The organism is Actinoplanes sp. NPDC023714, from assembly GCF_040639855.1.
Classification (GTDB): Bacteria; Actinomycetota; Actinomycetes; order Mycobacteriales; family Micromonosporaceae; genus Actinoplanes.
In genome coordinates this window covers 88,340-114,985 of record NZ_JBFAAR010000012.1, presented here as the reverse complement: position 1 = coordinate 114,985, position 26,646 = coordinate 88,340, and the positions used below count along the sequence as shown (strand labels likewise).

The 26,646-nt window shown below is 69.6% G+C and carries 26 protein-coding genes and 1 tRNA gene; 17 read left to right on the top strand and 10 right to left on the bottom strand.

All coding sequences use genetic code 11. The features are described 5' to 3' along the window. Positions 1-55 precede the first annotated feature (55 nt). Positions 56-913: a regulatory iron-sulfur-containing complex subunit RicT gene (gene ricT, locus AB0G10_RS37350; RefSeq protein ID WP_360933113.1), complete on the top strand. Its 858-nt coding sequence runs from the start codon at positions 56-58 to the stop codon at positions 911-913. Here the strand turns inward: ricT and AB0G10_RS37345 are convergent. Then, positions 910-2,640: a metallophosphoesterase gene (locus AB0G10_RS37345; protein ID WP_360933110.1), complete on the bottom strand. Its 1,731-nt coding sequence runs from the start codon at positions 2,638-2,640 to the stop codon at positions 910-912. The two genes, ricT and AB0G10_RS37345, sit on opposite strands and share 4 nt — an antisense overlap. A gap of 83 nt (positions 2,641-2,723) precedes the next feature. On the opposite strand from AB0G10_RS37345, the gene AB0G10_RS37340 reads away from it, so the two are divergent. Next, a tRNA-Thr gene (locus tag AB0G10_RS37340) sits at positions 2,724-2,797 on the top strand. 373 nt (positions 2,798-3,170) lie between these two features. On the opposite strand, the gene AB0G10_RS37335 is transcribed toward AB0G10_RS37340, so the two are convergent. Together AB0G10_RS37335 and AB0G10_RS37330 are read right to left on the bottom strand one after the other, a co-directional pair. Then, entirely contained in the window at positions 3,171-3,689 is a 519-nt protein-coding gene (locus AB0G10_RS37335) for a type 1 glutamine amidotransferase domain-containing protein (protein ID WP_360933107.1), read from the bottom strand. Between the two features lie 25 nt (positions 3,690-3,714). Further along, complete coding sequence (locus AB0G10_RS37330; protein ID WP_360933104.1) at positions 3,715-4,173, bottom strand: DUF2231 domain-containing protein; 459 nt, start codon at positions 4,171-4,173, stop codon at positions 3,715-3,717. Positions 4,174-4,565: 392 nt separating this feature from the next. Between AB0G10_RS37330 and AB0G10_RS37325 the strand changes: the two genes are divergently transcribed. From AB0G10_RS37325 to AB0G10_RS37305, 5 genes are all read left to right on the top strand, one after another. Then, entirely contained in the window at positions 4,566-5,003 is a 438-nt protein-coding gene (locus AB0G10_RS37325) for a DUF6232 family protein (RefSeq protein ID WP_360933101.1), read from the top strand. A gap of 191 nt (positions 5,004-5,194) precedes the next feature. Continuing rightward, the gene (locus AB0G10_RS37320) at positions 5,195-6,082 is read left to right on the top strand and encodes a helix-turn-helix transcriptional regulator (protein ID WP_360933098.1); all 888 of its coding nucleotides are present in this window, start codon (positions 5,195-5,197) and stop codon (positions 6,080-6,082) included. Positions 6,083-6,106: 24 nt separating this feature from the next. After that, entirely contained in the window at positions 6,107-6,301 is a 195-nt protein-coding gene (locus AB0G10_RS37315; RefSeq protein WP_360933095.1) for a DUF397 domain-containing protein, read from the top strand. A gap of 215 nt (positions 6,302-6,516) precedes the next feature. Next, positions 6,517-6,717, top strand: a complete 201-nt coding sequence (locus AB0G10_RS37310) for a DUF397 domain-containing protein (protein WP_360933092.1) — start codon at positions 6,517-6,519, stop codon at positions 6,715-6,717. 56 nt (positions 6,718-6,773) lie between these two features. Then, on the top strand, positions 6,774-7,292 hold the full coding sequence (locus tag AB0G10_RS37305) for a DUF6226 family protein (protein ID WP_360933089.1): 519 nt from the start codon (positions 6,774-6,776) through the stop codon (positions 7,290-7,292). Between the two features lie 121 nt (positions 7,293-7,413). Here AB0G10_RS37305 and AB0G10_RS37300 read toward each other — a convergent pair whose 3' ends face one another. The 4 genes from AB0G10_RS37300 to AB0G10_RS37285 all read right to left on the bottom strand — a co-directional run bounded on the left by AB0G10_RS37300 (position 7,414) and on the right by AB0G10_RS37285 (position 11,626). Next, positions 7,414-8,577, bottom strand: coding sequence for a geranylgeranyl reductase family protein (locus AB0G10_RS37300; RefSeq protein ID WP_360933086.1), 1,164 nt, complete (start codon positions 8,575-8,577; stop codon positions 7,414-7,416). A gap of 361 nt (positions 8,578-8,938) precedes the next feature. Then, positions 8,939-10,210, bottom strand: coding sequence for an MFS transporter (locus tag AB0G10_RS37295; protein ID WP_360933083.1), 1,272 nt, complete (start codon positions 10,208-10,210; stop codon positions 8,939-8,941). 26 nt (positions 10,211-10,236) lie between these two features. Next, entirely contained in the window at positions 10,237-10,725 is a 489-nt protein-coding gene (locus AB0G10_RS37290; RefSeq protein WP_360933080.1) for an NUDIX domain-containing protein, read from the bottom strand. Positions 10,726-10,738: 13 nt separating this feature from the next. Then, a complete protein-coding gene (locus tag AB0G10_RS37285; protein WP_360933077.1) occupies positions 10,739-11,626 on the bottom strand; it encodes a Ku protein in 888 nt (295 codons plus the stop codon). Between the two features lie 63 nt (positions 11,627-11,689). Between AB0G10_RS37285 and ligD (AB0G10_RS37280) the strand changes: the two genes are divergently transcribed. The 6 genes from ligD (AB0G10_RS37280) to AB0G10_RS37255 all read left to right on the top strand — a co-directional run bounded on the left by ligD (AB0G10_RS37280) (position 11,690) and on the right by AB0G10_RS37255 (position 18,019). Next, positions 11,690-12,631, top strand: a complete 942-nt coding sequence (ligD, locus tag AB0G10_RS37280) for a non-homologous end-joining DNA ligase (RefSeq protein WP_360933075.1) — start codon at positions 11,690-11,692, stop codon at positions 12,629-12,631. Then, on the top strand, positions 12,621-13,544 hold the full coding sequence (gene ligD / locus AB0G10_RS37275; RefSeq protein ID WP_360933073.1) for a non-homologous end-joining DNA ligase: 924 nt from the start codon (positions 12,621-12,623) through the stop codon (positions 13,542-13,544). Before ligD (AB0G10_RS37280) ends, ligD (AB0G10_RS37275) begins: the two co-directional genes overlap by 11 nt. Positions 13,545-13,566: 22 nt before the next feature. Beyond that, complete coding sequence (locus AB0G10_RS37270) at positions 13,567-15,252, top strand: Ig-like domain-containing protein (RefSeq protein WP_360933070.1); 1,686 nt, start codon at positions 13,567-13,569, stop codon at positions 15,250-15,252. A gap of 117 nt (positions 15,253-15,369) precedes the next feature. Then, positions 15,370-16,563 carry a tryptophan synthase subunit beta gene (gene trpB / locus AB0G10_RS37265; RefSeq protein WP_360933068.1) on the top strand — a complete coding sequence of 398 codons (1,194 nt, stop codon included), beginning with the start codon at positions 15,370-15,372 and terminating at the stop codon, positions 16,561-16,563. Beyond that, positions 16,560-17,297 (top strand): tryptophan synthase subunit alpha, encoded by a 738-nt coding sequence (trpA, locus tag AB0G10_RS37260; RefSeq protein WP_360933065.1) that lies wholly within the window; start codon positions 16,560-16,562, stop codon positions 17,295-17,297. Before trpB ends, trpA begins: the two co-directional genes overlap by 4 nt. A 20-nt stretch (positions 17,298-17,317) precedes the next feature. Continuing rightward, complete coding sequence (locus AB0G10_RS37255) at positions 17,318-18,019, top strand: GntR family transcriptional regulator (protein ID WP_360933062.1); 702 nt, start codon at positions 17,318-17,320, stop codon at positions 18,017-18,019. Here AB0G10_RS37255 and AB0G10_RS37250 read toward each other — a convergent pair. Beyond that, complete coding sequence (locus AB0G10_RS37250) at positions 17,999-19,660, bottom strand: DNA repair helicase XPB (protein ID WP_360933059.1); 1,662 nt, start codon at positions 19,658-19,660, stop codon at positions 17,999-18,001. The genes AB0G10_RS37255 and AB0G10_RS37250 overlap by 21 nt on opposite strands. 130 nt (positions 19,661-19,790) lie before the next feature. Beyond that, positions 19,791-22,298 carry a helicase-associated domain-containing protein gene (locus AB0G10_RS37245; RefSeq protein WP_360933056.1) on the bottom strand — a complete coding sequence of 836 codons (2,508 nt, stop codon included), beginning with the start codon at positions 22,296-22,298 and terminating at the stop codon, positions 19,791-19,793. A 79-nt stretch (positions 22,299-22,377) separates the two neighbouring features. On the opposite strand from AB0G10_RS37245, the gene AB0G10_RS37240 reads away from it, so the two are divergent. The 3 genes from AB0G10_RS37240 to AB0G10_RS37230 are packed head-to-tail and all read left to right on the top strand — an operon-like array spanning position 22,378 to position 23,637. Further along, a complete protein-coding gene (locus AB0G10_RS37240) occupies positions 22,378-22,581 on the top strand; it encodes a hypothetical protein (protein ID WP_360933053.1) in 204 nt (67 codons plus the stop codon). Continuing rightward, positions 22,578-23,204 (top strand): HAD hydrolase-like protein, encoded by a 627-nt coding sequence (locus tag AB0G10_RS37235; protein ID WP_360933050.1) that lies wholly within the window; start codon positions 22,578-22,580, stop codon positions 23,202-23,204. Before AB0G10_RS37240 ends, AB0G10_RS37235 begins: the two co-directional genes overlap by 4 nt. Positions 23,205-23,250: 46 nt before the next feature. Further along, positions 23,251-23,637: a cold shock domain-containing protein gene (locus tag AB0G10_RS37230; RefSeq protein WP_360933047.1), complete on the top strand. Its 387-nt coding sequence runs from the start codon at positions 23,251-23,253 to the stop codon at positions 23,635-23,637. Between the two features lie 4 nt (positions 23,638-23,641). On the opposite strand, the gene AB0G10_RS37225 is transcribed toward AB0G10_RS37230, so the two are convergent. Beyond that, on the bottom strand, positions 23,642-24,454 hold the full coding sequence (locus AB0G10_RS37225) for a 1,4-dihydroxy-6-naphthoate synthase (protein ID WP_360933044.1): 813 nt from the start codon (positions 24,452-24,454) through the stop codon (positions 23,642-23,644). A 172-nt stretch (positions 24,455-24,626) separates the two neighbouring features. On the opposite strand from AB0G10_RS37225, the gene AB0G10_RS37220 reads away from it, so the two are divergent. Continuing rightward, positions 24,627-26,645: a hypothetical protein gene (locus AB0G10_RS37220; protein ID WP_360933041.1), complete on the top strand. Its 2,019-nt coding sequence runs from the start codon at positions 24,627-24,629 to the stop codon at positions 26,643-26,645. Position 26,646 lies beyond the last annotated feature (1 nt).

The following is a 26,646-nucleotide window of genomic DNA, read 5'->3' as shown; positions in this document are numbered from 1 at the left end:
GGGTAGTTCAAATCCGGCATTTGGTACGGCTTGCCGAGCGTCGTAGGGTTGTCGCATGGGCATGCTGTGCGCGGTCAGCTTCAACCGGTACGGCCGCCTCTACTACCTCGATCCGAACGGGTTCACGCCCGGCGTCGGCGACCGCGTTCTGGTGCCGACCGACGACGGACCCGAGGTGGCGGAGTGCGTCTGGGCGCCGCAATGGGTCGACGAGGACACCTCCGGGTTCCCCAAGGTGGCCGGCATCGCGGCCGACCACGATCTGCGCCGCGACGAGCTGTTGCGCAAGCGCAAGGCCGAGGCGAAGGTGGCCGCCAAGAAACTGATCAAGGCGCATGACCTGCCGATGAAGGTCGTCGCCATCGACCACGTGCTCGAGCAGGCCGCCGCCGACGGCGGGCCCGGCGGCGCCCGCACCACGATCTACTTCACGGCGCCGCACCGCGTCGACTTCCGATCCCTGGTGCGCGACCTCGGCGCGACCCTGCACTGCCGAGTCGAGCTGCGGCAGCTCTCCGCGCGTGACTCGGCCCGCGTGCAGGGCGGCATCGGCTCGTGCGGGCGCGATCTGTGCTGCGCGACCTTCCTGACCGATTTCGAACCGGTGACCATCCGGATGGCGAAGGATCAGGATCTGCCGCTCAACCCGCTGCGGATCTCCGGCGCGTGTGGGCGGCTCATGTGCTGCCTCAAGTACGAACACCCGCTCTACACGAAGTTCCAGGCCTCGGCGCCGGCCGTCGGCACCCGCGTCACGACCCCGGAGGGTGACGGCCGGGTCGTCGGCCACAGCGTCCCGAAGGACGAGGTCGTGGTGCGACTCGACGCCGACGGGTCACGCTGCTCCTGCAGCCGGGCCTCGGTCTGCGGCCCCCGGCAGGCGCACGACGCGAAATACAACGCCGAGGGCTAGACGACCTTCACGGGCGGCTCGATCCGGTGCGGGATCAGCGGCTCGCCGGGGCGCAACCACGGCGCCTCCGGATCACCCTGCGGATCCGGCCGCCACTCGTGGCAGACCTTCAGCAGGCCGATCGGGTGGATGGTCAGCGTGCCGTCGGCGTGGATGTGCATCCGCAGGAAGCTCTTGCCGTCCTCGATGCCCTGACCGGCGAAGAGCTCGTTCACGTTCACCCCGAACCGGGCCGCGATCAGCAGGTACGCCGCGGTCAGCTGGGTCGACAGGATCGCGATGACCGGCCCGTAGACGACCGCGGCCACCACGAGCGGCAGCGGCCACGCCCAATCCCGGAAGTCCAGCCGCAGCCAGACGAAAGTGCCGCCGGCCGCCAGCGCGATCTGGGCGAAACCGTGCAGAAGGCCCAGAATCCAGTGCCGCGCGTGTTTCGGTGAGGAGGCGCCCGGCGGCTGCGCGAACAGCACCGTCGCCGCCAGGACCACCAGCAGCATGAGGACCAGCGGGATCGTGAACAGCCGCAGGATGCTGCCGTCCTGCCGGGCCGCCGCCGCGCCGGCCATCGCCAGCATCGTCAGCGTCTGGATGATGCCGAGCATGGTGGCGAACCCGGCGTTCCGGCGCGGCAGCCGGTGGAAGACACCCCACCCCCAGCGGCGAGATGTCTCCGCGTCCGGAAAGCTTTCCTTCAATCCGTACGTCCGGCTGCGGCTCTTGCTGCGCGTCAGCGTCTCTTTCGGCGGCACCGTGAGCTCGGCCGGAAGGTTCTGGGTGCCCACCGTGTAGGCGCCGCCCCCGCCACAGGTGATCAACTCGCGGTCCTCGCCGGTGTATCGGGCGTAGTGGTGCAGGTCGCCGGAGACGAGCACCCGGACATGCGCCCTGGTCGGCGCGAGGATGGTCCGGATGAAGTAGTCGACGGCGTCGTACTTCTCCGGCGACTCGGCGGCCTTCACCCAGGTCGGCGACGGCGTCATCAGGATGACCCGGTCGTCCGGCCCGACCAGCGCGGCGGCCCGCTCGAAATACATCAGCTGCGGGTCGTCGATGTACGCCCCGAACTGCTCGTCGACCGCGAAAAGCCACCAGTTCGCCGGCAGTTTCACGGCGAAATAGGAACGGCGCTGCTCGGTGCGCCAGCCCCCGATGTGACCGTCCTTCCGCCGGGCGAAGAGGCGCAGGAAAGCGGTCAGCCCGTCGTACCAATCATGGTTTCCCGGCAAAGCGAAAAGCGTGGGTCGCGGCTCCCCGGCCGGCGCCTCCGGCAAGGCCGCGCGGTACGGACCCTTCATCCGGTTCTCGTAGCCGTCCCCGCTGGCCAGCGGATAGACCTGGTCGCCGCCCATCAGCAGCAGACGGCCGCGGGGGAGCAGCTCGCCGTCCACCTCCAGCTCCGGCTGGGCCAGCAGATAGGCCATCGAATACGTCGCGTCGAACCCGTCGCCGAGGTCGGCCACGTAGTCCAGCCAGAGATCGCCGTCGGCGGTGGAGGAATGGTCGAAGACGTCGTCGTCGAGCGCGTTCTGCAGCTCACGCTTGTCCAGATACGCCCCGAACAGGATCGCGAGCAACGCTCGGAGACCGGTGCTGAGCAGCAGCAGAGGCGCCAGCCAGCCGATCGGGCCCTTCGGCGTGAAGCCGAGCTCCTGCGGGTCCATGCTGCCGGGGCGGCTGGGCACGGTCTGCTCGGATTCGACCGGATCCTGTCGAGCAACAAACGACATCGACCGATCCTAGTCGGCCCCGGGGGCGATTCGGCACACCCCGCGCCGGGCGTCCGTTCCGATGCCGTACACTTGCATGCGTTGCCGCCTTAGCTCAGTCGGCTAGAGCGACGCACTCGTAATGCGTAGGTCGACGGTTCGATTCCGTCAGGCGGCTCGGAGAGAAAGCCCAGGTCAATGGCCTGGGCTTCTTCTTTTGTAGGTTCGGGTACACGTCGAGCGTCATGCCGCCGAGGCGAGACTGAGCATCCGCTGGACCGCCTTGACATTCGCTCCGGTGGTCACGGCGAGGAGCGCCGTAATATGCCGGAGCTCGTGCGGAGCCAGCCGGTCAAAGCCCACCGATACAGAGTCACTAGAGCGCCGAAGGAAGCGTCGACCTCGCGGTGCACAGGCAGCAGGGTTCGCTTGCGCGCTCAGCGTCGGCGACATGGCCGGCAGGGGAACATGACTCGCCTCTTGAGGGAGCGGGGCCGGCTGCGCGTCGATCGTCGCGCGCTGCCGGCCCCGTACAGAAGGCGGTCTTGACCCTAGGCCTTGATCTGCTCGAGCATGGCTTCGCAGAAGGCGGGCAGGTCGTCGGGCTTGCGGCTGGTCACCAGTCCATTGTCGACGTAGACCTGCTCGTCGACCCAGGTGGCGCCCGCGTTGACCAGGTCGGTGCGGAGGCTGGGCCAGCTGGTCAGGGTGCGCCCGTCGACGACGCCGGCCTCGACCAGGGTCCACGGGCCGTGGCAGATGGCGGCCACCGGTTTGCCGGTGTTGACGAAGTTCCGGACGAAGCGGACGGCGTCGGCGTCGGCCCGGAGGAAATCGGGATTGGCGACGCCGCCGGGGAGGACCAGGGCGTCGTAATCGGCGGGATCGGCGTCGGTCACCAGCTTCTCGACGGGATAGGTGCCGGCCTTGTCCATGTGATTGACGGCCTGGATCTCACCATTCTTGATCGACAGGAGTTCCGCCGTGCCGCCGGCCGATTCCACGGCCTTGCGGGGTTCGGTGTATTCGATCTCTTCGACACCGTCGGTGGCGAGGAAGGCCACACGCATATCGGGCTCCTTTCGCGACTACCTCTCAATAGTTGCGGTTCCCGGTGGCGGCGCGGGCAAACGCCGGGGCGCGACCGTTCGCGATCTCGCCGGCGAACCAGGCGCCGAAGATCGAGAGGGCCAGCGCGAGGACCTCGACGGCGAAGAGGCCGCCGCCGATGACACGTTCGGGGGTGTGCACCCGGAGCATCAGGATGACGGCGAAGATCACCAGCACACCCATGTTGATCAGGCTGCGGAGCACGCCGAGACGGCGTGCGTCCGGGCTGCGTACGAACATCATGTCGACCGCGCCGGCCAGCGCGGCGAGCAGTCCGCCGAGCAATCCGGCGATGATGTTCCAGTAGGCCAGGGCGCCCAAGATGCTAGGCCCGCCCAGCAAGTCGGCCATATCGAACATTACGGCCATCGCGAACAGACCGAGCGGGAACATCACCAGGATCGGCTGCACCTGCTGGCCCGCGACACTCAACCGGCTCTCCATTCGGCTTTCGCCCTCCCACCTGCGTAGATACAGGTTCGTCGCGGCATCCGAGTTTGGGCTACCCGGTCCGCCGAGAGCTGAAACGCCGGTGGGTGGACGCCACAGGACCACTCAAGTCGCTTCTACGCAATCTGCAACATGGCAGATTGAGTGGTGGCGGACAGCGGCATGGCGTGCTGTACTACGAATACGGCAACAAGGGTGGAGTCGGAGGGAGAGACAAACAACGGCACCCGGCGGCAAACGGGTGCCGTTGTCCGCCTCTAAGACACTGTTCTTGATTACTTCTCTGCACGGCTCTGATCTTTTGCGGCATGCGAGGTGGGGGTCCCTCGCGCCAATGGTGGCCCGCCTTCCTCCCCCTCGCAAGGAAAAGCGAAGAGGAGTTCGCCATGCGCACACGCACCTATTACTCCGGGCCCGACGCCATGGTGACCGATGATCATTTCGTCTGGAAGACCGTCTCCTCGCAGCACACCTTCTCCGTGCGCGACCTTCGCAACGTCGGCCTGGTCCAGACGCCCGCGCGCATGCGCCCCTTCGCTCCGGCGCTCGCCGTCGGCGTTCTCTTCGTGGCGGTCGCCGGCTGGAGCCTGATGCCGGCCCCGACGTGGTACGTCGCCGGATTCCTCGCCGTTTCGACACCCGCTGTAATGGCCGCCTGGCGCAAGCCACGCCACTGGGAGCTGCACGCGCAGTACCGCAATCAGGCCGTCGTGCTCTATTCTTCCGCCGACGCCCGCGTGTTCAATCAGGTGAGCCGGGCGTTGCGACGAGCCATGGAAGACACCGGCCGGACGTCTTGGGGGTACGGGCTAGCAGCGGCCTGACCTGCCCATTCGTGAATACCTCTCGGGTGAGATCTCTATTTGATCAAAACCCCACCTTGCACCTCTCGTTCTGATAGGACAGTAATAGGATGTCCGCGACCTCGCTGAGTGCCAGTTGGCAATCAGCGAGGTAGCACATCGCACGGCCCCTATTACCGACTGTCACCACCTACTTCGACGATGAAGGACTCATGGCTGAGGGTGACTCGCCTACGATCGCGCGCCGGCGCGTGCGACTTGCGCTCCGGGAAGCGCGAGAGCGAGCCGATCTCACCCAACTCCAGGTCGCCGAGGAGATGGAGTGGTCGCTCAGCAAGGTGATCCGGATCGAGAACGGGGACGTCAGCATCTCCCCGAACGACCTCCGGCCGCTGCTGAACTACCTCGGGATCAAGGACAAGGCGGTCGTCGCGGCGCTGGTTGCGGACGCCCGCATCGCACGGACCCGGCAGCGGGCGGCGTGGTTCCAGATGCCCGAATTCCGGGAGAACCTCACCGACCACATGCGCAAATTGATCGAGTACGAGGGCGAAGCGTCCGAAATCCGCTCATACTCGATCTATTACATCCCCGGTCCGCTCCAGACCGCTTCGTATGCGACCGCCCTGATGCGGCGCTTCGAGGAGGAGCTGACCGAGGAGCAGCGCGATCGGCGGGTTCGGGCCCGTGCGCTGCGCCGTGAAGCGCTTCTCGGCCGGACCGGCGTGCAGATCCTGGTGATGCTCGACGAGTCGGTGCTGCGGCGCACCATCGGTGGGCCGCGGGTCTTCGCCGACCAGCTGCGTGACCTCAAGGCGCTCGCCGAGAACGGCACCATCAGGATTCGGATGGTCCCGTTCTCGCTGGACGCGGCGGTCACGAACAACGCCAGTTTCGACCTCCTCCTGCTCGGCGAGGGTGAGGTGCTCTACCGGGAAACCGGGATCGATGACGAATTGGTGGAAGACCGCGAGGCGACCGCGAAACACCGCGCTCGCTACGACAAGGTCTGGCATGAGGTCGCGGATGAGGAAGACACGATCGAATTCATCCGCGGGCAGATAGAGATGCTCGAGGGCATGAGCCCGCGAGAAAACTGAGATAGAACACGTGGAAGGTCCACAATGGGAGAGATGAACGTGCCCGCATGGCGGAAGAGCAGCCGCTGCGCCACGTCAACCTGCGTCGAGGTTGCCAAGGTCGACGACCAGTACCTCATCCGCGACTCGAAGAACCCTGAGGTCGCGCCCCTGAGCTTCACGAAGCCCGAGTGGGACGCGTTCGTCGCGGGCGTGAACGCGGGAGAGTTCCGCTTCTGAAGTCGTCGGCTCGCCCGCCTGCGCGTGAACGTCGACGCTAGGGCGGGCCAGTCAAAAAATACTCGCAAACTAAATATTTCACCACGAATGCACGCCGCATAACTCACATTTAATGTGATAAGCGGCGTCTTTTCGTTTTCACTCACGTGAGCGTCCGCCCATGCCCGGTTCATTCGCATACCGTGGATTCGAGCCGTCATGGAGGTACTCACAAAATGATCGAGAAGGTGGAAGGTCTTCACTGGCGACGTAGCAGACAGTGCGCGAGCGGCGCATGTGTCGAGGTGGCGAGGATCGGGGAGGGCGTCCTGCTCCGGGATTCCAAGAACCGGCATGTCACTCCGCTGGCGTTCAGCCATGCCGAGTGGGAGGCGTTCGTCGCCGGAGTCAAGGCCGGAGACTTCGGTTTCGAATGACTTCGCTTCCGCCGGAGCACTCGTGTGCCGCAGGCCGAGCGCGGCATACTGCACTGGTGGACGGCTACCGGCACGCCACCGAGACGGACCGCTTCGCGATGTTGCACGACGCGGCCGACATCCTGCTGGACGATCTCACCGAGCTCTACCTGGTGGAGCGCCGGGAGACCAAGGAACCGTTCGGGCTCGACGACGCGCTCGTACGGACCGTCCGGCTCATCCCCCGCTCACTCGCCGCCGCACCCTTGGCGATCCACTTCACCGATCCGGGCCTGATCCTGCGGCTCGGCCGGTGGTGGGAGGAGACGCTGCCGACCTGTGCGTGCGACACCTGCGACGAGGATCCCGCACGCCTGGTGGAAAGACTGCGCAAGCACACCGCTGCGCTGATCGAGGGCGGGCTGTGGGAGCGTGTGCGTCGCGGCGTGGGCGGTTCCTGGTACGAGACACGGCTGATCGGCACCGGCGTCACCGCGGACCGTGAGGGTCCGCTCTCCGCAGCCGGTGCCCGGGACGCCCGGCGCGGCGGGTTCGCCGCCGCGATCCAATGGGCGCCCTGGCAAGTCCGGGCCTGACCCGGCCCTGACCGGACATCCCCGCAGCTGCGGTCGTCGGCGGTTCCCGCCAGCTGCCCTTTCCCGGACCCTTGGGAATTCTGAGAACCCGGACACGCCAACGCGCGGCCGGCCGGAGGAGTCATCGACCCGGCCGGCCGCCCAGCGCGTGCACCGCCGCCCGGATCGCGCGGTGCCGCAGCACCCTGGTCAGCGAGATCTCGCCCCGGCAGAATCCGGTGAAAGCCCGCCATCCGTACGGGCTGGCGAAAGCCGCATGCACCAGCCGCGGATGCCGGCCGAACAGCCCGAGCAGTGTGCTGCCGGCGGCCATCTCGGGGGCGATCCGCTCGCCGATCATGCGGTCGTACGCGGCCAGATCCCCGCCCCGCGCGGCCACCCGGCCGGCCCAGCTCCCGGAGCGCAGCGCGAAGCTGATCCCCTCCCGGGTCCACGGATCGAGCAGGCCCGCCGCGTCGCCGGCGACGAGCACCCGGCCCCGGCGCAACGGGGCCGTCGCGGACCGGCAACGGGTGAGGTGACCCGAGTCCCGCAGCACCGCGCGGTCGGCGAGGCCGAGACGGGTCACGAAGTCACGCAGGTAGCGCCGGGTCTCCGTACCCTGCCCTTTTTTCATGATCACACCAACGGTGAGCTGGTCGTCCTTCGGGAAGACCCAACCGTACGAACCCGGCGCGGGACCCCAGTCGAGCAGCAGGCGGCCGCGCCACCGGAATCGGTCGGCCTCGGTGGCGGCGAGCTCCAGCTCCAGGCCGAGGTCCTGCTGGTCGAAGGTGACGCCGACGTGGCGGGTGCTGACGCCGGCCGAGCCGTCCGCGCCGATCACCACCCGTGCGGTGACGTCGGCGCCGTTCGCCACCGAGACGGTCGCCGCCGCGTCGTCCTGGGTGATGCCCCTGACCAGGCTGTTCTGCCGTACCGTCACGCCGGCCCGGACCGCCGCCCCGAGCCAGGCGGCATCGAAGTCCTCGCGCCGCACCATGGTCACCACCGGCTCGCCGGGCGCCCGCCGGGTGAACTCGCGCCGGCCGTCGTGCGTGAAGGTCACCGCGTTGATCCGGTCCCGCGCCGGAACGGTCATGACCTCGGCGCTGAGCCGCTGCGACGTGCCGAGAAGCCCGCCGCCGCAGGTCTTGTAGCGCGGATGCTCGGCGCGTTCCAGCACGATCACGCGGGCCCCGCCGGTCGCCGCCGCGTGGGCCGCCGCGAGCCCCGCAGGACCGGCTCCGATCACCGCGACGTCCCATCGATGCTCTTCGCGCACATCCAGGATCTTAGATCGCACGGCTCCATTGTGGTCGCACGTGAATCCGGCCCCGGCCGCCCAGTTAACGACCGCGCGGACGGCTTCGCCCCGGCGTTGCGGGAGTTGTGCCGCCGTGCCGGGCGACCGGTGCCCGACCACACGCCAGGCCACGTCACGATCTGGCAGCCGCCTGGGCCAGTGAGTTCTCTTTCCCACTGACCGATCGGGCAGTCTGGATCATCTGGGCCGGGCATTCCGGCGGAGTACAAGGGCAAGACCACGACGAAGGCCGGCGGCAAGTACAGCAAGAAGATCAAGGCGACGAAGTCCGGCGTGTGGAAGGTCGTCTACGCGGGCTCGTCGACCCGGCAGCCGCAGACCAAGTACGACACCGTCAAGGTCAAGTGAGGGTGCGGGCGGCCGCCGTGGCCGCCCACTCCTCGTCGGCGGCTTTCTTGAGGGCCATGCCGTCCTTGCCGTTGTAGCGGACCAGCTTCGGCAGGGCCGCCGCCAGGGCCACGCTGCCGGCCACGCAGAGGACACCGCCCAGCCAGATGGCGCCCGGCACGCCCAGCGAGGTGCGGGCCATCAGGCCGGAGCGGAGCTGGCCGGCCAGCGGGCCCGTCGTGTAGGACAGCATCTCGATGCCGGCGAGGCGGCCGCGCAGATGATCCGGAATCGTCTGGTTCCACATGGTCATGCGGAAGATGCCGGAGATCATGTCGGCGGCGCCGGCGAAGGCCAGGCAGAAGAGGGTCAGCCAGAGCGTGGGGGAGAGGCCGACCCCGATGATGCCGACGCCCCAGAAGGCCGCCGCTATCAACACCATGAGACCGTGCCTGTGTACGCGTGAAGTCCATCCCGAACCGAAGGTCGCCAGCAGGGATCCCACGGCCGGCGCCGCGTAGAGCAGGCCCAGCACGCTCGGGCCGCCGAGCTTGTTCGCGAGGAACGGGTAGAGCGCGGACGGCATGCCGAAGAACATCGCGTTGATGTCGACGAGGTAGGTGCCGAGCAGCTCGGGGCGGGACTTCGCGTAGCGGAGACCGGTCACCACGCTGGACAGCGAGGGGCGGTCGGCGGCCGGCGGGGGCGGTACGGCCTTCACCAGGGTCAGGCAGATCAGCGAGACCACGAAGGTGAGCAGGTCGAAGGCGTACACATAAGCGAGATCGAAATTGGCGAGCAGGATGCCGGCCAGGGGCATCCCGAAGAGCTGGGCGAACTGGGCGCCGAGCGACTGCAGGGACATGGTGGCCGGCAGCTGCTCCGGTTTCACCAGCCTCGGGATCATCGCCTCCAGAGCGGGGCGCTGCACACTCGCCACCGCGGCCGTCAGGAACGCCGCGATGTAGAGCAGCCACAGGTGCGGCTCGTCGGAGAGCGAGTTGACCAGCAGGATGCCGCAGATCGCGGCCAGGGCGATCTCGGCGCCGCGGACCAGCAGGCGGCGGTCGATGTAGTCCGCGAGCGCGCCACCGACGAACGCCATGATCAGGATCGGGGCGAGTTCGCAGACGCCGATGAGGCCGACCATCAGCGGATCGTCGGTCAGCTTCGCCACCTGGTACGGGATGGTGACGTAGCTGATGAACGAGCCGAAACTCGTCACCACGCCGCCGATGAAGACGAACCGGAAGTCCCGTGAGGTGCGCAGAGGTGCCAGATCCACGAGGGGGCATCCTATTTAAAAGGGCCTCACTTCATCACCAGTTTTCCGGTGGCGCGGAACTCGTCGAGGTCGGAGAGCGCCTCCTCGATCACGAACGACTTCGGGCCGGGCAGCGCGTCGAGGGCGAAGAAGCCGGCGTCCACGCTCTCCTCGGTCTGCCGGAGCAGCTCGCCCTCCCAGTCGTTCACCACGAACGTCATGAGCACCTGCTGGTAGGTGTGCCGGAACTCGTTGGTGTACGTGTACGCCGTGTAGAACGCGTACGGCGTGAGCGAGGTGGCCTTCAGCCCGGTCTCCTCCCAGAGCTCCCGGACCGCGCACTCCTCCATGCTCTCGCCGAGCTCCATGGCCCCGGCCGGGATGGCCCAGCGGTGGTTGTCGGAGCGCTGGATCAGCAGCAGCCGGCCCTGGTCGTCGAAGACCAGGGTGCGCGCCCCGACGAAGAAGATCGTGTCGGTGTCACCGACGCTGGCCCGGACCCTGCCCAGGTAAGACTCCGCCCACGTCATTCCCATGGGACGAGCGTAGTCATGCCGACTTCTTGGCGGGCTTCCGAGCGGGGGTGGCTTTTTTCGCAGCGGTGGCCTTCTTGGCGGGCGTGGCCTTCTTCTTCGGGGGAGCGGGTTCGGAGGGCGCCGAACGCGCCGCCTTCGCCCTCTCCACCGACGCCTTCAACGCCGCCATGAGGTCGACCGCCGCGGCCGGCGCCTCCTCGGCCTCCTCCGGCTGGACGACCTCACGGCCCTCCACCTTCGCGTCGATGACCTCCTGCAACGCGGCCCGGTAGTTGTCGGTGAAGTCGTCGGCGTTGAAGCTGCCGGCCATCGAGTCGATCAGCGAGCTGGCCATCGCGAGCTCGGCCGGACGGGTCTCGATGTCCTCGTCGAGGAAGCCGAAGTCGGGGGTGCGGACCTCGTCGGGCCACATCATGGTGTTGAGGATCAGCACGTCGTCGCGGACGCGCAGGGTCGCGAGCTGCTCCCGCTGCCGGATCGCGATCTTGACGATGGCCACCCGGTCGGCGTCGCGGAGGGCGTCGCGCAGCAGCACGTACGGCTTGGCGGCCTGACCCTCCGGCTCGAGGTAGTAGGACTTGGCGAAGAGGATCGGGTCGATCTGCTCGGCCGGAACGAATTCGAGCACGTCAATGGCGCGGGACGTGCTGAGTGGCAGGTCGGCGAAATCCTCGTCCGTCAAGATCACCATTTCGCCGCCGCCGACGTCGTACCCCTTGGCGATGTCGTCATAGCTGACCACTTCGCCGTCGACCGAGCAGGTGCGCTGGTACTTGATGCGGCCACCGTCGGTGCGGTGCACCTGGTGGAAACGAATATCCTTCTCTTCGGTCGCCGAGTACAGCTTCACGGCGATCGACACCAGGCCGAACGAGACAGCGCCCTTCCAGATCGCTCGCATGAACCCAGAATCGCATTACTGGGACGCCTGCGTAAGGTGATTGCTTCTGCTTATGGTGATCAGGTGCCGGGTTCACCCCTGTCGCCGATGCTCGCGACGGCGGGCCCGCTGCCGGTGGGGCCGGAGTGGAGCTACGAGTTCAAGTGGGACGGCGTCCGCGTCCTGGCCCTGTTCGGCGGCGGCCCGCCGCAGCTCTTCGCGCGCTCCGGCGCCCTGGTGACAGCGGCCTACCCGGAGATCGCCGACCTGCGTCTGCCCGAGGGGACGCTCCTCGACGGCGAGATGGTGGTCCTCGACGCGGCCGGGCGGCCGTCGTTCACGGCCCTCGCCGAGCGGATGCACGTCCGGGACGCGAACCGGGCGTCCCGTCTGGCGATGAGCCTGCCCGCCACGTACATGATCTTTGATCTTCTCTATCTGGACGGCATGGACCACACCGGGTTGCCGTATCTGGCCCGCCGGGAGCGGCTCGAGGAGCTCGTCCTCAACGAGAAGCGCTGGATGGTGCCGCCGTCGTTCGGGGACGGGCCGGCGACCGCCGAGGCCGCGCGGGAGAACCGGCTCGAAGGCGTCATGGCGAAGCGCTCCGACTCGGTCTACCTGCCCGGCACCCGGTCGCCCGACTGGATCAAGGTGAAGTTCGACCGGACCGGCGACTACGTGATCGGCGGCTGGCGTCCCGGCGCCCGCAGGCTCGGCGGCCTGCTGATCGGCGTGCCCACCCCGGACGGCCTGGCCTTCCGCGGCCGGGTGGGCGGCGGGATCGGCGCGGCCGCCGAGAAGGAGCTGCTGGCCAGGCTCGAGCTCCTCGCCTCCGGCGATTCGCCCTTCGCCCCGGGGGTGGTTCCGCGGGAGGATTCGCGAGGGGCCCATTGGGTACGTCCGGAGCTGGTAGCGGAGATCCGATACGGCAACCAGACCCCCGACCGTCGTCTGCGTTTCCCCCGATTCCTCCGGCTGCGTGACGACAAGACTGCCGCGGAGTGTGCCGACGATGAGTCCTGACCGGTTTGCGGTGAGCATCGAGGGCCGCGACGTCGAGCTCTCGAACCTCGACAAGCTGATGTATCCGGCGGCCGGGTTCACCAAGGGCGAGGTGATCGACTACTACACGCGGATCGCCCCGGTCATGCTGCCTCACCTGCGCGACCGGGCGGCCACGCGCATCCGATACCCCAACGGCGTCGACGGCGCGCACTTCTTCGAGAAGAACAAGCCCGGGGGTACGCCGGATTGGGTGCGCCTGGAGAAGCTGCCGGTGCCGGGGTCGACGAAGAGCCGGGAGACGATCGAGTTCGTCGTGGTCGACGACCTGCCGACGCTCGTCTGGGTCGCCAACCTGGCGTCGATCGAGCTGCACACCCCGCAGTGGCGGATCGGCGCCGACCCGGACCTGCTGGTCGTCGACCTCGACCCGGGAGCGCCGGCCGGCCTCAAGGAATGCTGCGCCGTCGGCGTGCTGATGCGCGACCGGCTGGCCGCGGACGGGATCGACGCCTATCCGAAGACGTCCGGCAAGAAGGGCATGCAACTGTGCTGCCCGGTCTCGGGGACGCAGTCCGCGGAGGTCGTCTCGGCGTACGCGAAGAAGGTCGCCGAAGAGCTGGCGGCGATGGTCCCCGGCTCGATCACCGCCAAGATGGCCAAGGCCGTCAGGCCTGGCAAGATCTTCATCGACTGGAGCCAGAACGCGGCGGCGAAGACGACGGTGACGCCCTACTCGCTGCGGGCCGGCGCGGAACCGACCGCCTCGACGCCGCTGACCTGGGACGAGGTCATCGCGATGGCGACCGGCGAGGCGGAGGCCAGGCAGTTCGGCGCGGGTGAGGCGCTGGCGCGGGCCGAGGAGCACGGCGACCTCCTGGCCGACCTGCTGCGGCCGGGAAACGCCGTACCGGAACCGGATCGACGTAGATGATCTCAAGATCTACGATGTCCGCGTGCTTCGCGCTGCCGCCTCCGCGGCCCTCGCTTCCATCCTCCTGCTAACCACGCCTGGCCCGGCCCTCGCCGACGATCCGGCTCGTGACACCACGCCGCCGGTGATCCTGTCGTCCGGTCTCACCGAAGGCCAGTACATCCAGCCGTTCCACCATGTCTTCCCCGCCTGGACGGACGATGTCGGCGTCGTCGGCACCGAGGTCTACGTCAACGGCGAGTTCGCCGGCGCCTACGGCCGGACCACGGCCGGCGTTCCCGCCGGTCAGATCTGGGTCAAGGACGCGCCGGACGGCGCCGAACTGCGGATCGGGATCCGGGTGCACGACAAGGCGAACAACTGGAGCGAGATCCTCACCACCGGTGTGATCCTCGACCGGACTGTTCCGACCGCCACGGTCCTGCCGGATGACGAGCTGATCGTGGCCGGTCGATCGCTGACGCTCGTCGCGTCGGACGTTCCCGCGGACAGCCACGTCGTGATGTACGACCGTCACGACAGGGAACTCGCCCGTGCCACCGCGGCGCCGTGGAAGCTGCCGCTCAACACCGCCGATCTGGGTCCGCAGTATCACTCCGTGCGGGTCAGCGTGATCGACCGGGCCGGCAACCAGACCGACTACTACCGGTTCTTCGACATCGATCTGACCGCCCCGGTCGCATCTGTCGAGTCGATGGTCCCCGGCTACGTCGGTCCCGGCGTGCAGATCCTGCTCGGCACGGCCGACGACGAGTCCGGTGTGGACCGGATCGAGTGGTGGATCGACGGCGCGATGCGGGGACGCTACCTCGACCAGCTCAACTACGACTTCGGTACCCGGGAGCGGAGCACCACCGTCGAGCTGCGCGTGTGGGACAGGGCCGGCAACCGGAGCATCACCCGGTACCCGGTCAAGATCGACGCCCAGGGCCCGACGCTCGTCTCGTCGTCGCCGGCCGCGAACACCCGGGTCCGGGGGACCAGCGTCAAAGCCACGCTGCAACTCGCCGACCCGTCCGGTGTCTCCACCACGATGGCGGACGGCGGCCTCGACCTGCGCGTCGCGGCTCCCTGGACCGCGACGTTCCGGCTCGGCACGGACGGCAGGCAGGACCTGGTCTGGCTGGTGAGCGACGTCTGGGGCAACCAGCGGAAGATCACCCAGACCGTCGTCGTCGACAACACCGGCCCGTCGGTGTCCTGGCTCGCGCCGGCGAACAACGCGCTGGTCCGCGGCACCCGCATCCCGTCCAGCGTCAAGGCCACTGACGGCGCCGGCATCCGCTCGGCCACCCTCGCCGGCGCGGCGGCGGACGGCACGGCACCCTACGCCGCCTCGATCGCGGCCGGTAGGGACGGCCGGAGGACGCTGACCTGGACGGTCCTCGACAGGCTGGGCAACCGCACGGTCGTCAAGCGCACCGTGATCGTCGACAACACCGGGCCGTCCCTCTCCGTGAAGGCGCCGAAGAACAAGGCCAAGGTCAAGGGGACCGTGAAGGTGACCGCCGCGGCGAGCGACAGGAACGGCGTCGCCCGGGTCGAACTGCTGGTAAACGGCAAGGTGGTCGCGAAGGACACCAGGGCCGCCTACAAGTTCTCGGTCAACACGAAGAAATACGGCAAGAAGATCAAGATCCAACTGCGGGCGTACGACCGAGCCGGCAACCTGACGAAGTCGGCGACCCGCACCTGGTACCGCCGCTGATCCACGGTCTACCGAACCGGCCCGGCTCCCGTGAGGGGGTGCGGGCCGGTTTGCGTTTCGGCGATGCCGTGTCACACTGTTCTAGAACTGTAGAGTTCTAGAACAGTGGGGTGAGTCGTGTCCGATCTCGTGTTGCCGTCCGGCAGCGTCATGGCGGAGCCGGGCGATCTCGGCCGGTTCGGCGAGTACGGGGGCCGTTTCGTGCCCGAGTCGCTGATCCCGGCGTGCGCCCGGGTCGAGGAAGCCTTCCGGGACGCGTGGGGTGATCCGCGCTTCCGCCGTGACCTGGATCGTCTGCTGGCCGTGCACGCCGGCCGGCCGACCGCGCTCACCCCGGCCTGGCGGCTCTCCGCCGAGCTCGGGATCAACGTGCTGCTCAAGCGCGAGGACCTGGCGCACACCGGCTCGCACAAAATCAACAACGTGCTCGGCCAGGCGCTGCTGGCGCGGCGGATGGGCAAGACGCGGCTGCTCGCCGAGACCGGCGCCGGGCAGCACGGCGTGGCGACCGCGACCGCCGGGGCGCTGCTCGGGCTCGGCGTGACCGTCTACATGGGCGAGAAGGACATCGAGCGGCAGGCGCTCAACGTCTTCCGGATGAAGATGCTCGGCGCCGAGGTGGTTCCGGTGACCAGCGGCAGCCGCACCCTGAAGGACGCCACGAGCGAGGCCATGCGGCAGTGGGTCACGTGCGTCGACGAGGCGCACTACTGCCTCGGGTCGGTGATGGGGCCGCACCCGTACCCGTGGATGGTCCGGGAGTTCCAGCGGGTGATCGGCGACGAGGCCCGGCAGCAGTGCGCGGCCGAGCTGAGCGCCGGGGTGCCCGACTACGTGGTCGCGTGTGTCGGCGGCGGGTCCAACGCGGCCGGGACGTTCGCCGGGTTCGCCGACACCGGCGCGCAGCTCATCGGGGTCGAGGCGGCCGGTGGCGCCGCTGTCGCGTCCGGGCGGACCGGGGTCCTGCACGGGTTCCGGTCGTACCTGATCCAGGACGAGAACGGGCAGGTCAGCGAGGCGCATTCGATCGCGCCGGGGCTGGACTATCCGGGCGTGGGGCCGGAGCACGCGCACCTCAACGACATCGGGCGCGCCCGGTACGTCACCGTCGGTGATGACGAGGTGGTTCCGGCGGTGCACCGGCTCGCCCGTACCGAAGGAATTCTTCCCGCATTGGAGTCGGCGCACGCGATCGCCTGGGTGATCCGGGCCGCGGGGTCGGGCGAGCTGCCGCCGTTCTCGACGGTCCTCGTGACGCTCTCCGGACGCGGTGACAAGGACGTCGCGACCCTGATGGAGGCGGCCGCATGAAACGACTGGTCCCCTATGTGACGGGCGGCATCGGTACGGAGTGGACGCGCTACCTGGTCGAGTACGAGCGGGCCGGCGCCACCGCGATCGAGATCGGTCTCCCGTTCTCCGACCCGATCCTGGACGGCCCGACGATCCAGGAGGCGTCGGATCGGGCGCTGAGCAGGGGCGCTACGGTCAGCTCCGTCTTGAGCGATATTTCGGATATATCCGTCGGAGTGCCGCTTATCGCGATGACGTATTACAACCTCATCCTCCATCGTGGAGCGAGTCCGTTCTGCCGCGACCTCGCCGACGCCGGCGTCAGCGGGCTGATCGTGCCCGACCTCCCGATCGACGAGGCCTCGCCGCTGCTGCGTGCCGCCGAGGAGCACGGTGTCGATCTCACCCTGCTGGCCGCGCCGACCACGACGCCGGACCGGCTCGCCGAGATCGCCGCGCGGAGCCGGGGCTGGATCTACGCGATCTCGGTGATGGGCACGACCGGCGAGCGCGACCACGTCGCCGAGGACGGCATCCGGCTGGCTCGTGACCTGCGGCAGCTCACCGACAAGCCGGTCCTGCTCGCCTTCGGCATCTCCCGGCCGGAGCACGCCGTCGCGGCGGCCGAGGTGAGCGACGGCGTGGTGATCGGTGCGGCCCTGATGCGCCGGATCCTGGACGGCGGCGGGCCGGAGGAGATGGGCGCGGTCCTCGGGGAGTTCCGGGAGGCCCTCGATACTGTGACGGTCTAGAGGACCGTGACAGGAGGACCATGGCGGATCGGGTACCGGCCTATCGGCGCATCGCCACCGACCTGGCCGAGAAGATCCGCGCGGGCGTCTACCGGCCCGGCGACGCGCTTCCGGCGCAGCGGGAGCTCAGCGCCGGGTACGGCGTGACGCTGATGACGCTGCGCCAGGCGTTGCAGGAGCTCCGCGACCAGGGGTTGATCGTGCAGCAGGCGGGCCGGGGAACCTACGTGACCCCGGCCCACGCCGCCTACCGCGTCGACACCCTGCGCAGCTTCGTCGAGGACCTGCGGGAACAGGGCCACGAGGTGACGACCGAGGTGCTCTCCTTCGGCGGCGGCGTCCTGGAGCGGCTGCGGCTGCTCGGCGGCGTCCCGGCCATTCACCAGACGTCCCGGATCGCTGCGCCCTTCGCCGACAAGGTGCGTGACGAAGATTTCCGAAATCTCTCCCTTTATGCGGCTTTGGCGGATGCCGGAGCCACCATCGCGCGCGCATCCGAGCGGATCGTCCCGGGTCTCCTGGCCGACGAGCACGCGGGGTTCCTGCGCCGGCCGGCCGGAAGCCCCATCTTCGTGAGCGAGCGGACCACATACGGCATCAACGACGAGATCCTCGTCGACGACCGCGCGATCATCCTCGGCGACCTGCTGGAGATCCGGGCCGAACGGGCCGCGACCCGGCTCTCCCTGCAGTGGGGTACCTCAGTCGATCTGGGGCAGTGACGGGCCGAGCACGTCGTCGGCGTCGACGATCGTGTAGGCGTAGCCCTGCTCGGCCAGGAAGCGCTGGCGATGGGCGGCGTACTCGGTGTCGATCGTGTCGCGGGAGACCACCGTGTAGAAGTGGGCCTGCCGGCCGTCACCCTTCGGGCGCAGCACCCGGCCGAGGCGCTGGGCCTCCTCCTGCCGGGAGCCGAACGTGCCGGACACCTGGATCGCCACGGCCGCCTCGGGCAGGTCGATCGAGAAGTTGCCGACCTTCGACAGGATCAGCGTGCGCAGCGAGCCCTCGCGGAAAGCGTCGAAGAGCCGCTCCCGCTCCTTGTTGGTGGTGGAGCCCTCGACGATCGGGGCGTCCAGGTATTCGCCGAGCTCGTGCAGCTGCTCCAGGAAGCCGCCGATCACCAGGATCTGCTCGTCCGGGTGCTTGGCGATCAGCGCTTTCACCACCGGCAGTTTGGTGCGGGCCGACGCCGCCATCCGGTAGCGCTCCTCGGCCTCGGCCACGGCGTACGTCATCCGCTCCGCGTCGGTGAGCGTGACCCGGACCTCGACGCACTCGGCCGGCGCGATCCAGCCCTGCGCCTCGATGTCCTTCCAGGGCGCGTCGTAGCGCTTCGGGCCGATCAGCGAGAAGACGTCGCCCTCCCGGCCGTCCTCCCGGACCAGCGTGGCGGTGAGGCCGAGCCGGCGCCGGGCCTGCAGGTCGGCGGTGAACCGGAAGATCGGCGCGGGCAGCAGGTGCACCTCGTCGTAGACCACCAGGCCCCAGTCGCGGGCGCCGAAGAGGTCGAGGTGGGTGAACGCGCCGCCGCGGCGGGAGGTGAGCACCTGGTAGGTCGCGATGGTGACCGGGCGGATCTCCTTGCGCTCGCCGCTGTATTCGCCGATCTCGTCCTCGGTCAGCGTGGTGCGGGCCAGCAGCTCGCGTTTCCACTGCCGGCCGGCCACCGTGTTGGTGACCAGGATCAGCGTGGTGGCTTTCGCGGTCGCCATCGCGGCCGCGCCGACCAGTGTCTTGCCGGCGCCGCAGGGCAGCACGACCACCCCGGAGCCGCCGGCCCAGAAGCCGTCGACGGCCTCCTGCTGGTAGGACCGGAGGACCCAGCCGTCCTCCTTCAGCGCGATCTCGTGCGCCTCGCCGTCGACGTAGCCGGCCAGGTCCTCGGCCGGCCAGCCGAGCTTGAGCAGCGCCTGCTTGAGCCGGCCGCGCTCGGAGCCGTGCACCGCGATGGTCTCGTCGTCGAGCCGGGCGCCGAGCATGCCGGCCAGCTTCTTCGATTTCGCCACCTCGACCAGGACGATCTTGTCGAGGCCGCGCAGGACGAGCCCGTGCACCGGGTCGTTGAGCAGCTGGAGACGCCCGTAGCGGTCCATCGTCTCGGCGATGTCGACGAGCAGCGCGTGCGGGACCGGGTAGCGCGAGAACTTGATCAGGGCGTCGACCACGCTCTCGGCGTCGTGGCCGGCGGCCCGGGAGTTCCAGAGCCCCAGCGGGGTCAGGCGATAGGTGTGGACATGCTCCGGCGAGCGTTCCAGCTCGGCGAAAGGCGCGATCGCCATCCGGCACGCCTGGGCGTCCGGGTGATCCACCTCCAGGAGCAGGGTTTTGTCCGATTGCACGATCAGTGGTCCGCCGCTCACCTGCAAAACCCTCCGTAGAAAGCCGACCCTCCAGTTTGCCACGGAAATTCGGTGCAACATTCCGCGCCGCTGATGCGTGTATAGGGTGCCGGGCCGTGCGCGATACGGGGGCGCGCGGCCCGGCAGATACCTACTCCTCGGCGACGGCCGCGGTGATCCGGTGCAGCGCGAAGGTGTGCAGGCTCTCGCCCCGCTCGTCCTCGGCGCGCAGATAGCCGGCGCTCATCGAGACGGGTTTGACCAGGCGGGACAGCGTGGCGCCGTGCGAGTCGACGTACCCGACCCAGACCTTGACCTTGTCCCGGACCGCCTGTTGGAGAACCGCCATGGCCTGACTGTGCTGCTGGACCGCGGTCAGCCCGGGCACCGCCTGGCCCTGCGCGGCACGCACGGTGATCGGCGCACGCCGCGCTGCGCGCGTCGCGATATCGCCACGTCGCAGCTGTTCGACGACGCCGGCCAGGCGGGGTCCGGCCAGGAGAGGCGGCCCCAGCGGTTCGGCGATTCTCGGGGTACGGGTGGGAGCGCGCCGGGCTTTCGGACGCGTCAGGACCGTGGCCCCGCCCGCGTCCTCGGCCACCGGCGCGTACCCGGCCTCCCGCAGCGCACCCAGCAGCCGGGCCACCGGGCGCGGGCTGACCAGCACGGTCGGCGCGATCCGGCGCAGGTCGACCGGCACCAGCCGCTTGTCGCCGAGCACCTCGGCCAGCAGCGCCTCGTCGTCGCTGCGCAGGTAGGAGCCGGCCGAGCCGCTGCGCAGGCCGCCGTGCTTGCGGGCGGTGTCGTCGATCAGGTAGGTGAGCGTCTGCGGCACCGGCGTGCGCGACCGGCGGCGGAAGAGCGTGTGCAGGTCGTCGGCGCGGTAACCGATGTCGAGCGCCCGCCGGACGCTGGCCGGGGTGACCCGGAAGACGCTCGCGCCGCCCGCCGACTCGGGCTCGGCCACCGCGTCCAGTTCGGCGGCCAGCTCCGGCTCCGGCGGGCCGGGCACCACGACGGTGAGGTCGGCCTGGACCAGCACGTGGTCGACCGGCGCGGGCAGCAACTCGTCGAGGGCGCGGACGGCGTCGGCCGGGGCCTCCGACGGGTGCAGCCCCAGCGGGTCGGTCTCGTCCGGCTCGGGGTCGGCCAGGAGCAGGCGGGCGTACGAGGTGACGGCGCCCAGGCCGGTCACGCCGAGCAGGGTCGCCCCGGCGTAGGCGTCCCGGTGGGCCACCTCCCGGCCGCGCGAGCGCCGGGGCGTCTGCCAGGTGAGCAGGCCGAGCAGGTCGTCCACCGACGGCGCGGCGCCCGCCTCCAGGTCGGCGAGGGCGTCGAGCGCCTCCCGGCGGGCCTGCGGGGCGCCGGCGCGCTCGGCGTCCGGGGCGAGCGGGTTGATCGGGCGGTCCTTCTCGTCACGGCGCCCGATCAGGCCGGGCTGCCGGGTCATCACGAGCCACGACCGGGCCAGCGTGGCCCAGCGCTGCGCCACCCCGGCGGCCCGCCACAGGTCGTAGGCCCCGGTCGGCAGGAAGACGTCCTGGGCGGCGCCGTTCGTGCCGCGCGCGTTGACCTCGGACTCGCCGAGCAGACCGGCCGCGTACGCGATCTCGATGAGCAGGGCGGCGGCGGGCTCGTCGACCCCGGCGGCCCGGGCCAGGCGCTTGAGGTCGCGGACGCCGAGACCGCCGGCGCGCAGCACGGGCGCGGCCTCGGCGGCGAGAGCCTCGAGGATCGCCTCGGTGGCGCGGACCGCCTCCATGACCTGGCCGGCGCCGGCCGAGTCGGCCGCCTTGCGGTCCCGGATCGGGGCCTCCGGCAGCGGCGGGAACGGGCGCAGCGCGCCGAGCGGGCCGGTGTCGCGGCGCAGCAGCATGCCGATCTCGCGGGGCAGCTCGACCAGTTCGCCGTCCGGGCGGGGGGCGCGGCCGGCCTCCGAGACCGGGACGAGGATGTGCTGCTCGACCAGCCAGCGGATCGGCTCGGCGATGGTCGACATTCCCGATTTGTCGGAAATGTCGCCCGAGGTGGAGGCGCTGCCCGAGGTGGGGGCGCTGCCCGGGGTGGAGACGCTGCCCGAGGTGGGGGCGCCGACGGGAGCGCCGGGGGAGGCCGGGCGGGGGAGTGCCCCGATCGGGGGACCGGCGGCGAGGCGGTCGAGGACGGCGCGGGCGGCGGCCGGCGCGGCGAGCACCGTGCGGCGCAGCTTCGCCCGGTCGGCGACCAGGGCGCCGGCGGCGGGGTCCAGGAAGTCGGCGGGACGGCCGAGCCCGGCCGGGTACGGCGAGGTGACCTCGTCGACCGCGCCCACCACCTGGAGCGCCTCCGGGGGGCCGTGCAGAAGGAAGCGGACCCGGAGCCGGTCGACCGCCACGCGTACGTCCTCGGCGTCGACCCCCTCGGTGAGCTGGAGAATCGCGTCGACCGAGGTCAGCGCGGTGTCCGTGGCGCGGCTCAGGCGGGCCGCGTCCAGGATCAGCAGAGTGAACTCGTCCAGCCCGTCCAGGCAGCGGGCGACCGAGTTGCGGGACTGTGCGCGTACGGCGAGGGCCGAGATGTCGGCGGGCACCGGGACGACGAGGTCGGGGCGCAGCTGGATCAGCGCGCCCAGTGCCTCGTCGGGCAGCGACCGTAGTTGATCGGCGAATGTGGTGGCCATCGTCTTCAACGCTAACGTTCATGGGACGATGTTGGTGGGTCCGGGCGTGGCCGGGCCTCGATTGCGAGGAGGACTCATCGTGGCAGCGAAGGCCAACATGCCGGGCACTCAGGTGACCGCCAGCCCCAAGGGCGCGACTCGTGGGGTCGACATGAAGGGTCAGATGCACGTCTCGGAGCTCATCTCCGACCGCGCTGCCGCTCCTTCGCCGTTCGGTGACGACATCACCTTCCCGCTTCCGGTCGAGAGCCTGACCTACACCCCGACGTTCACCCAGGAGTGACGCCGGCGGTCGGGTTCGACCTGGACATGACCCTGATCGACTCGCGGCCGGGGATCCGGGAGGCGTACCGGGCGCTCACCGCCCGCACCGGTGTCCACGTCGACGCCGACCTCGCCGTCTCCCGGCTCGGCCCGCCGCTGCGGACCGAGCTCGGGTACTGGTTCCCGCCCGAGGAGATCGAGGACGCGGTGGTCACGTACCGCGCCCTCTATCAGGAACTCGCGATCGCACCGACCGTGCCGATGAAGGGCGCCGCCGAGGCGCTCGACGCGGTCCGGGCGGCCGGTCTCCGGGTCGTCGTGGTGACCTCGAAGCTGGGCCGGCTGGCCCGTTTGCACCTCGACCACCTGGGTATGCCCGCCGACGAGCTGGCCGGCGACCTGTTCGCCGAGGGCAAGGCGTCCGCGCTGGTGGAGCACGGTGTGCGCTGGTACGTGGGAGACCACACGGCGGACATGGTGGCCGCCCGCACGGCCGGTGTCCCGGGCATCGGAGTGGTCACCGGGCCGTGCTCGGCGGCCGACCTCACGGCGGCCGGCGCATCGTACGTATTGCCTGATCTGACCGGTCTTCCCGGGCTGCTGGGTGAGATTGCTGTTGGGTCCGGGCCCGTGTCTGGATAGGCTCCCCGTGAGCAGTTGTGTCCATTGAGTGAAGTTGAGGTCAGCGGTGCCCACGGGTCGAGTGAAGTGGTACGACGCGGCGAAGGGATTCGGGTTCGTCACCAGTGATGAGGGCGGCGACGTGTTCCTGCCCAAGGGTTCGCTGCCCACCGGGGTCACCGAGCTGAAGACCGGTCAGCGGATCGAGTTCGGCGTGGTCGACAGCCGCAAGGGCGCGCAGGCGCTCGGCGTGAAGCTGATCGACGCCCCGCCGTCCATGGCCGAGCTGCGCCGCCGCCCGGCGGACGAGCTCGCCAGCATGATCGAAGACATGATCAAGGTGCTGGAGAGCTCGGTGCAGCCGTCGCTCCAGCGTGGGCGTTACCCCGACAAGAAGACCTCGCTGAAGATCGCGCAGCTCGTGCACGCGGTCGCCCGCGAGTTCGAGATTTAGAGCCTCACAGGAACGGCTTGACCGGGGGTGTGAGACCCGCCGCCGCCGCGCGCCCGAGTAGGGCGTCGACGGCGGCGAGTCCGTCCCGGCCCAGTTCCAGGGTGAACTCGTTCACGTAGAGCTCGATGTGCTGCCGAACCACGTCCGGCTCCATCTCCTGCGCGTTCGCCAGGATGAACTCGCGGCTCGCCGCCGGGTCGAGCCAGCCCTGGCGCAGCGAGGCGCGGACCCACTCGGTGGCCTCGGCCGGGTCGACGGTGCCCTTCTTCGCCAGGATCGCGCCGAGCGGGATCGGCAGGCCGGTGTCGCCCTCCCACCACTCGCCGAGGTCGGCCAGCGCGGTCAGGCCGTATCGCTGGTAGGTGAAGCGGGCCTCGTGGATGACCAGGCCGGCGTCGAAGCGGCCCTCGGCCACGCCCGGCATGATCTCGTGGAACGGCACGACCTCGATCGAGGCCGGCGGGTGCTCCGCGGACCAGAGGCGGAACAGCAGGTAGGCGGTGGTGCGGTCGCCCGGCACCGCGACGGTCTTGCCGGTCAGGTCGGCGAGGGGCTCGCGGGCCAGCACGAGGGGGCCGCAGCCCCGGCCGAGCGCGCCGCCGCAGTGCAGCAGCTCGTAGTCGTCGAGCAGCCAGGGCAGGGCCGCGTAGCTGACCTTGACCAGGTCGAACCGGCCGTCCAGCGCGGCCGTGTTGGTCACGTCGACGTCCGCGAAGGTGAGGTTCACCGGCGGCGCGCCGGCGACCTGACCGTGGATCAGCGCGTGGAAGACGAAGGTGTCGTTCGGGCACGGCGAGACGGCGAGTGACAGTTCCACGACGTTCACGCTAACGCTCGCCGGCCGGGAAGGCCCAGGGCGGCGCCTGTCTAGCTCCCCACACCCATGCGTGCGTGGAGGAAAAAGATTCGCGTTCACATCTGGATCTCAGACGTGACAATTCTTACACTCCGCTTTGTTGGATCACTTGATCGACCAAAGGGGGTGTCCCGTGGCCCGGTTCCGCTCCATCGCCGCGGACGTCCTGGTGCTCGGCCTGGTAGGTGGGCTGCCCGCGCCCGCCGCCCAGGCCGCGAGCTGGACGCCTGCCAATGATCTGGAGGGTGCGTGTGTCACCCTTCAGGCCTCGAACGGTTACGTCTTCAAGGACAGCGTCGGGTACGGGTACACGAGCACCGCCTCCAGGGCGGAGAAGTTCCGCTTCGAGGCGACCCAGCTCGGCCGGTACGCGATCAGGGACTCGACCGGCGCGCCGATCTACCAGAGCGTGGTCGGCTGGATCTGGGCCGGCTCCGGCTACGGCGACCGCGCCGACTGGACGGCAACGGTCTCCGAGGGCAAATACAGGTTCACCTCGACCGCGACCGGTCAGCAGATGGGCGTTTACCTCGGCGGTCTCGGGGCGGGCGGCTCGACGTACACGCTCGCGCCGGCGACCGGCTGCGCCGCCAACCCGGACATCGCCACCGGCGTGACCGGCACCCCGGCGGCCGGCGTGAGCTCCAGCGGCAAGCTGGTCGGCTGGATCGACGCGCACGCTCACGTCACCGCGGCCGAGGCGTTCGGCGGCTCGCTGCACTGCGGCGACCCGTACGCGCCGGGCGGCGTCACCGTGGCGCTGAAGGGCTGCGCCTCGCACGGCACGCTCGGCTGGGGCGCGCTGCTCGAGGCGATCATCGCGGGCACCGACCCGATCAACTCGGCCGAGGACGGCTGGCCGTCGTTCGGCGACTGGCCGCAGAACGACACGATGCTGCACGAGGCGTCCTACTTCCGCAGCCTGGAACGGGCCTGGAAGTCCGGTCAGCGGGTGCTCAACGTGCTGCTGGTGGCGAACCGGGTGATCTGCGAGCTCACCCCGGAGCACACCTCCTGCGACGAGATGGACCAGATCCGCGCCCAGGCCACGTATCTGCAGAGGATGCAGGACTACGTGGACGCGCGCAGCGGTGGTCCCGGCAAGGGCTGGTTCCGCCTGGCGAAGACCCCGGCGGAGGTACGGCAGATCGCCGCGACCGGCAAGCTGGCCGTCACCATCGGCGTGGAGAACTCCGAGCTCTTCGGCTGCCGCGAGATCAAGGACGTGCCGCAGTGCACGACCGCCGACATCGACGCCGGGCTGGACGAGCTGGAGGCGCTCGGGGTCAGCGGGATGTATCCGGTGCACAAGTTCGACAACGCGTTCGGCGGCACCCGGTTCGACGAGGGCGTCACCGGCGCCGCGATCAACGTGGGCCAGCTGATCTCCAGCGGGCACTGGTGGACCGCGACGAGCTGCACCGGCCCGTCCGACAACGAGCAGCCCCTGGTCAGCGACGACTTCGCGAAGCTGCTGCAGCTCGGCGTCAAGTTGCCGGCCGGCGCGGTGCTGCCGGTCTACCCGAGCGGCAAGATCTGCAACACCCGCGGGCTGACGGCGCTGGGCTCGTACCTGATCAAGGAAATGATCGAGCGCGGCATGATCATCCACATCGACCACATGGGGGTGAAGACCGCGCAAGCGGTCCTCGACATCGCCCAGCAGAGCGGATACGCGGGCGTCACGTCGGTGCACTCGTGGTCGGACCCGACCATCGTGAATCGGATCCTCAACCTCGGCGGGTTCGTGGCGAGCTACGCCTTCGCCGCGACCGACGACGGCCAGGACACCCCGACGTTCCTCGACGAGTGGCGGGCCCACCAGGCGCTCTCCAGCGCCTCGAAGATCACCGGGTACGGCGTCGGCACCGACGTGAACGGTCTCGGCCCGCAGGCGGCGCCGCGCCTCAACGCCGGCTCCAGCCCGCTCACCTACCCGTTCACCGCCACCAACGGCACCACCGTCGCGAAGCAGGTCTACGGGACGCGCACCTTCGACCTGAACACCGACGGCGTCGCGCAGTACGGCCTCTACGCCGACTGGATCACCGACCTGATCAACCAGGCCGGCCCGGACGCCGCCAAGTTGCGGTCGCAGCTGCTCGGCGGCGCCGAGGCGTACACGGTGATGTGGGAGAAGGCCCGTTCGTGAC